At 51.1% G+C, this 5408-nt stretch carries 7 protein-coding genes and 2 pseudogenes; 6 read left to right on the forward strand and 3 right to left on the reverse strand.

The window, feature by feature from the left end:
• Window positions 1-367 precede the first annotated feature (367 nt).
• The 3 genes from MKMG_RS10370 (at window position 368) to MKMG_RS10380 (ending at window position 2807) form a co-directional block, all read left to right on the forward strand.
• Window positions 368-490 (forward strand): transposase, encoded by a 123-nt coding sequence (locus MKMG_RS10370; RefSeq protein WP_254059169.1) that lies wholly within the window; start codon window positions 368-370, stop codon window positions 488-490.
• A gap of 153 nt (window positions 491-643) precedes the next feature.
• The gene (locus MKMG_RS10375) at window positions 644-2008 is read left to right on the forward strand and encodes a kelch repeat-containing protein (RefSeq protein WP_165077787.1); all 1365 of its coding nucleotides are present in this window, start codon (window positions 644-646) and stop codon (window positions 2006-2008) included.
• Between the two features lie 190 nt (window positions 2009-2198).
• On the forward strand, window positions 2199-2807 hold the full coding sequence (locus tag MKMG_RS10380; protein ID WP_165077789.1) for an HD domain-containing protein: 609 nt from the start codon (window positions 2199-2201) through the stop codon (window positions 2805-2807).
• On the opposite strand, the gene MKMG_RS10385 is transcribed toward MKMG_RS10380, so the two are convergent.
• Both MKMG_RS10385 and MKMG_RS10390 read right to left on the reverse strand, forming a co-directional pair.
• Window positions 2792-3313 (reverse strand): cache domain-containing protein, encoded by a 522-nt coding sequence (locus MKMG_RS10385; RefSeq protein ID WP_165077791.1) that lies wholly within the window; start codon window positions 3311-3313, stop codon window positions 2792-2794. The two genes, MKMG_RS10380 and MKMG_RS10385, sit on opposite strands and share 16 nt — an antisense overlap.
• A 585-nt stretch (window positions 3314-3898) precedes the next feature.
• Window positions 3899-4168, reverse strand: coding sequence for a hypothetical protein (locus MKMG_RS10390; RefSeq protein ID WP_165077793.1), 270 nt, complete (start codon window positions 4166-4168; stop codon window positions 3899-3901).
• Window positions 4169-4243: 75 nt separating this feature from the next.
• On the opposite strand from MKMG_RS10390, the pseudogene MKMG_RS11615 reads away from it, so the two are divergent.
• A pseudogene (locus MKMG_RS11615) lies at window positions 4244-4402 on the forward strand (IS5/IS1182 family transposase); the annotation flags it as partial.
• A gap of 58 nt (window positions 4403-4460) precedes the next feature.
• On the opposite strand, the gene MKMG_RS10395 reads toward MKMG_RS11615, so the two are convergent.
• Window positions 4461-4817 (reverse strand): hypothetical protein, encoded by a 357-nt coding sequence (locus MKMG_RS10395; protein WP_165077795.1) that lies wholly within the window; start codon window positions 4815-4817, stop codon window positions 4461-4463.
• A gap of 162 nt (window positions 4818-4979) precedes the next feature.
• Between MKMG_RS10395 and MKMG_RS10400 the strand changes: the two are divergent.
• Window positions 4980-5132 (forward strand): annotated as a pseudogene (locus MKMG_RS10400) (transposase); the annotation flags it as partial.
• Window positions 5133-5408, forward strand: a 276-nt coding sequence (locus MKMG_RS10405; protein WP_165077797.1) for a helix-turn-helix domain-containing protein, incomplete at its 3' end; no start/stop codon positions are given.

Here is a 5408-nt window from a genome sequence, read left to right on the forward strand (position 1 = left end):
CACAGCCTTCAAGTATGGCATTTGAATCAGTTCGACCAATTTTAGGAAACGAAATGTGTTTGTCGATTATATGAACGATACTTGTCAGATGAGATCTGAGGTCTGTTTGTTTTTTCACTAATATGAACTTGGTTTTGATAACACAGACCATATTTTGAGATTTTCGCTTGCATGTAAACCTTCCCGTACGTCATTATGCTGATTATAGGAGGAGGGCATCATTAGATTGAGTTCGGATGAGGGAGGATAATATCGTAAAGTAGTTAACTTTTAGGCAGGGTTCACAGGAGAGGGGTGGAAAAAGTGGGGATTTTAAAGTACTGCATCTTCTAAGATATGCAGCAAATGTGGATACTACAAAAAGGATATGACACTATCTGATAGAGATTGGGTCTGTCCTGATTGTGGGGCACATCATGACCGGGATATCAATGCGGCTATCAACATCAGGAAATTCGCTCTTGATAAACAAAACCTAATTGGAATATAATATATTTGCACCCTCGGGACGAGGGGAAGGGCCTGTGGACTCGCGAACAATGGTTCGGGGTATGAAGCAGGAAGCCTCTGGGTCTTTAGCCCAGAGGTAGTTCACTCCTAAAAACCGGAATGGGTATATATTTTAGAATTTTTTTAAGTATCAATGATTGAACAATTGAAGAATATTCCTGCATTGAAATTGTTCCTGTTTTTTGCAACAATTCTCCTGCTTGTCGGCGTTGCGGGCGCTGCTGCCCCAGAAGCGGCGTTCAACGGCACCCCGGTATCGGGCACAGCACCCCTGACCGTAGACTTCGCTGACGAATCGACCGGGGCAACCAGCTGGGCATGGTTCTTTGGCGACGAGTCGTATACGCAGCCGTGGACAGAACTGACAGTGGGTGACGGGTGGCCGGGAAGAGCCGGATCCAGCATGGTAGCAATGCCGGACGGCAGCATCGTCCTCATGGGAGGGATTGACGATCTCGACTACACGAAAGAGAGATGCCTGAACGAGACGTGGCGGTCGACCGATTACGGCGCAACATGGGCACTGATGAACGCAAGTTCCGGGTGTCCGGGACGATACGGTCAAAGCAGTGTCGTGCTGTCGGACGGCAGTATCCTGCTCATGGGCGGACTGGCCGGTTATGAGAATATCACCATGTTCAACGACACGTGGCAATCGGCCGATTACGGGAAAACATGGACGCAGGTGAACACGGGTTCCGGGTGGTCGGCACGATACTTTTTTGCCAGCGTGGCAATGCCTGATGGCACTATCGTCCTCATGGGCGGCCGGGATGAATCCGGCACGCTAAAAAATGACGTGTGGCAGTCAGCCGATAACGGCAGCACATGGACGCTCGTGAACGCAAATGCCACATGGTCAGGGCGTTCTGTTCATACGGCGGTTGCGATGCCGGACGGCAGCATCATCCTCATGGCCGGCTGGGATGACACCTCCGCACTCAACGACATCTGGAGATCAGTCGATAACGGCGCAACGTGGACAGAGGTAAATGCAGATCCCGGGTGGTCGGCACGGCAGGCCCCGGTGTCAGTCGTGATGCCGGATGACAGTATCCTGCTCATGGGGGGAATCATTGACGACGATCATTACCTGAACGACATGTGGCGGTCGACAGATTCCGGCGCAACATGGACACTGGTGAACGCAAATCCCGGGTGGCCGGCACGAATTCAACCCTCCGGCGTCGCGATGCCGGACGGCTCCATTGTGCTGATGTGTGGCTGGGTTGACGACATAATATATAACGACACGTGGCGGCTCCGGCCCGCAGGATCAACCGATCCGAACCCCGTGCACACCTATACGGCTGCAGGCAACTATACGGCAACATTGCAGGTATGCAATGCCGACGGGTATACACGGACAACAAGGGGCATTACCGTCACTCAACCGGCACCCGGCCTCCCGCCTGCGACGATCGTGATCGGTGGCGTGGTCATTCTGGCGCTGATCGGCGGCGGGTATCTGGCCAGGCGCTGGTGGATTCAGCGGTAACGACACCAGAGACGGTGAATAGACAACTCAACATTTTTTTGGAGAGATACTCTCTGCAGATTGATTTAATGGGTCATTTTTTATGAATCAGGTTTTCCGCCCCAGGCCCTGATGAATCTGTTTCCGGTGAGGGGGTGCCCTGCACAGGGCCCGATCCCTTATCACCATCCGGTGCCAACCTCCCTGTACCATGGAAAAGACAGAGATGGAGTCGATACTGGCCTATGTCGAGACGTTCTTCAGCCAGTCGGGAGCCCACGATCTTGACCACATCCTCCGCGTCACCCGCCTCTGCGAGGAGATCGGCCGGGCCGAGGGTGCGGATATGCGGGTTCTCATCCCGGCCGCCCTCTTCCACGATATCGCCCGTCCCATTGAAGATGAGACAGGCATCCCCCACCAAGAGGAAGGGGCACGAATTGCAGAAGCATACCTCAGGCAGGCGGGCTACGACGCAGAACGCATCCCGGCAATTGTCCATGCGATACGCACCCACCGCTACAGCACCGGCGCCGAACCTGAGACCCTGGAGGCAAAGATCCTCTCTGACGCCGACAAACTCGACGCCATGGGGGCGGTCGGTATCGCACGGACGTTTCTTCAGGCAGGCGAACACGGGGGCGGCATCGGGGACGCCGCCAGTCACATCCATGAAAAACTGCTGAACCTCCGGGGGCTTATGTATACGGACGGTGCAGGGGAGATTGCTGAGCAAAGGCACGCCCTTTTGCAGCGGTTTGTTGAGAGTCTGGAGGATGAGACCGCCCTCACGATCGAATTGTTTCATTCCGGCTCATAGATGCCGGATCCGATGATCCAGTTCTGATCCACTTCCATGACATAGCTGAGTTTGGGTTTGACGGTGTTGTTGTCCGAAGGGTCCAGGTACTGGTAACGGACAAACCCGCCACCGGACTGCGCCATTGCGATCATTTCCTGGATAAAGGCGGTGCCTTCGGCATCGGTTGTGTTCCAGCGGCTCTTGCCTATCAGGTCAGGCTGGAAGGGGAGAGCAAGGGTGGTTCCCTCGGGGTCGTAGGCGAAGATGTAGAGTTCACCCTCCACAAACCGGCCGGACGGGTTGTTGAATTCGCGCAGAGCCGCCTCTTGTCCGTGCACCTGTGCATATTCGGAGGCGTTTTGGACAAATGTCACCAGCTCTTCGGGGGAGGGAGGTGGTGTCGAGGTACCCACAGGAGTCGCCCCCGTCTCGTTCTGATTCACTGAAACGGTGTCAGTGCAACCGGCCACCAGGATGATGACCAGCAGGAGTGCGAGAGCAGGGAGGATGGTGCGGATTCTCATGCACTGAGATCAGGGTGTTACTATATAAATGGACCCGCGGTTCCATCCGCCATATCCCGGACAGGGCTCCCCTGGCAGGATACGGGGGAACGCCGAATTTTAGTGCAGATAATGGACTGATGCCCAAACCGGCACATTCCGGTTCGTAATCTCAATCCATCGGGGATCGGCATGTGATCTCCCGAGTGAGAAGGTATTTTTTTTGTTTTCCCGGAAATCAGAACATTGTTCGGGATCTCTTAATGCCAACCAAACGACATATCGAAGATTACAACAAAAAAAGGAGGTGATTATGTGATTTCCAGAATGCCGGTAAGGCAACTCTCGGATGCCGAGTACCGAAGAATATCTCAGATGCTTCAGTACCGCAGAAGAGAATCGTAAGATAACCAAACCACAGGGAACGATCTCTGTTCATCGCCTGTGCAACTGCCCGGACAGGAATCTCTTTTTCCAATCATTCATCAGTGTTTCTTCTGCCGTATATTTTGCTTATTTTTCTCCACAAAGGTGTGCGTATCTGTTTGTGGAAATTCCTGGGGATTAACAGTTTGATACCAAAAAATTTTGAGGGCCCCCCTCCGCTCACCACCGGAACCGTCTCTGTTTCTCGTCCATCTCCTCGGTGGTGAGCAGTTCATATGAGTGTACATCGCCATCTTCACTGAACTCAACATCGAGCATCAGTCCCGCTCCTGAGTGCTGAAATTCAGCCGATGCCGGGTCTGATCCCCTCTGGATGAAACCCAGTGCCAGGAGCTCCTTCTCAATATCCGTGAAAGTATTACGGGACGGTTCATCCAGGAGCTCTTCGGTTTTTTCCTTCACCTCGGCCCTGCCTAAGTAGGTTTCCATGAACCGTCAATTATCCACACTGCATATAAATCAGTTGTGCTCAGGATGCACACGACTTTAGTCGTGGGTAGTTGACTCCTTAAAAGAAGATTTGGAGAGGTGCTGAAGGCATGAAAATATCGGTGTCAGGTCAAAGAAATCAGGATCAAAGTGATTCTCCATAACCTTACGAAAACAGTTCAGTCTCTTGTTTTAGTTGTTATATCTGAGGAATTCAACAGAGCAGAAAATTGAAAAAATCGTTGCCTGACGTCACGAAAAAAGGAAAAAATGACTGATCAGACAACTCCGATCAGTCACCCTCATATTTCGAACAAAGTGAAAAAACAACAGGTATGTCCTCTACACCGGCCAGTTTTCCGTTTTTGTTCCAGACAGAATAAATCCGGTCCATGGTAGATTCATTCACTTCCGTATCTTTATTCCAGCAGATCTCAATGTATCCTTTATAATATAAACCATAACCAACAAGAGGACCGCCCTGCAGGCTCATATACTCTGAAAGTTCGGAACGTGACAGGTTAATCGCCTCAGGCATCACTTCGTATATATTATAGTCTTCCTGCGAAAAATTTCCATAACTCCTGATAAAAACGACTGGATCACGGGCATCACTGTCTTCACCTGCTGAACCGGAGGTATCTGTCACGCCGTTTATAATACTATATGAGATGACACCGAAAATAATGATGGTCAGGATGACCAATCCATATTTTTTAACTCGCGGGGTGAAGGGGCGGAGCGGGAAGTCCCCGGTCTTCAGGCCGGGGATGAAAGCAGAGCCCCTTCCTCGCTACGATAATTATATTGTGTATCGTCACGCAAATTGCGTCAGGAGTATCCTGCAACCATAAAGTTGTTGTGTGGAGATGCATTCTGGTCTCCCTCATATTTCCTTGCAACGTCCGGGCAGGTTAGTCCTGATGTTCTGAAAGATTACGTTGATTCTCAAACGGAGAAATGAATGATAGTATCCTACAAGTATTGTGCATATCCAAATCCAGTTGCAGAGACGCGACTGAATGAAGCACTTGATACCTGTAGGTGGCTCTACAACAAACTTCTGGAAGAATGTAATGAGGCACAGGCTTGTGGTGTGCCCCTGAAGAATAAGGAAACACAGGCCCGGATAGTGACACTGAAAGATGAGAATCCTGCACTAAAAGAAGTCTACTCTAAAGTGCTCCAGATGGTCAATTATACCGTATGGAGCAATATTGCCGCCCTGTCACAGACAAAA

Origin of the sequence: Methanogenium sp. MK-MG (genome assembly GCF_009914725.1) — an archaeon.
Taxonomy (GTDB): Archaea; Halobacteriota; Methanomicrobia; order Methanomicrobiales; family Methanomicrobiaceae; genus Methanogenium.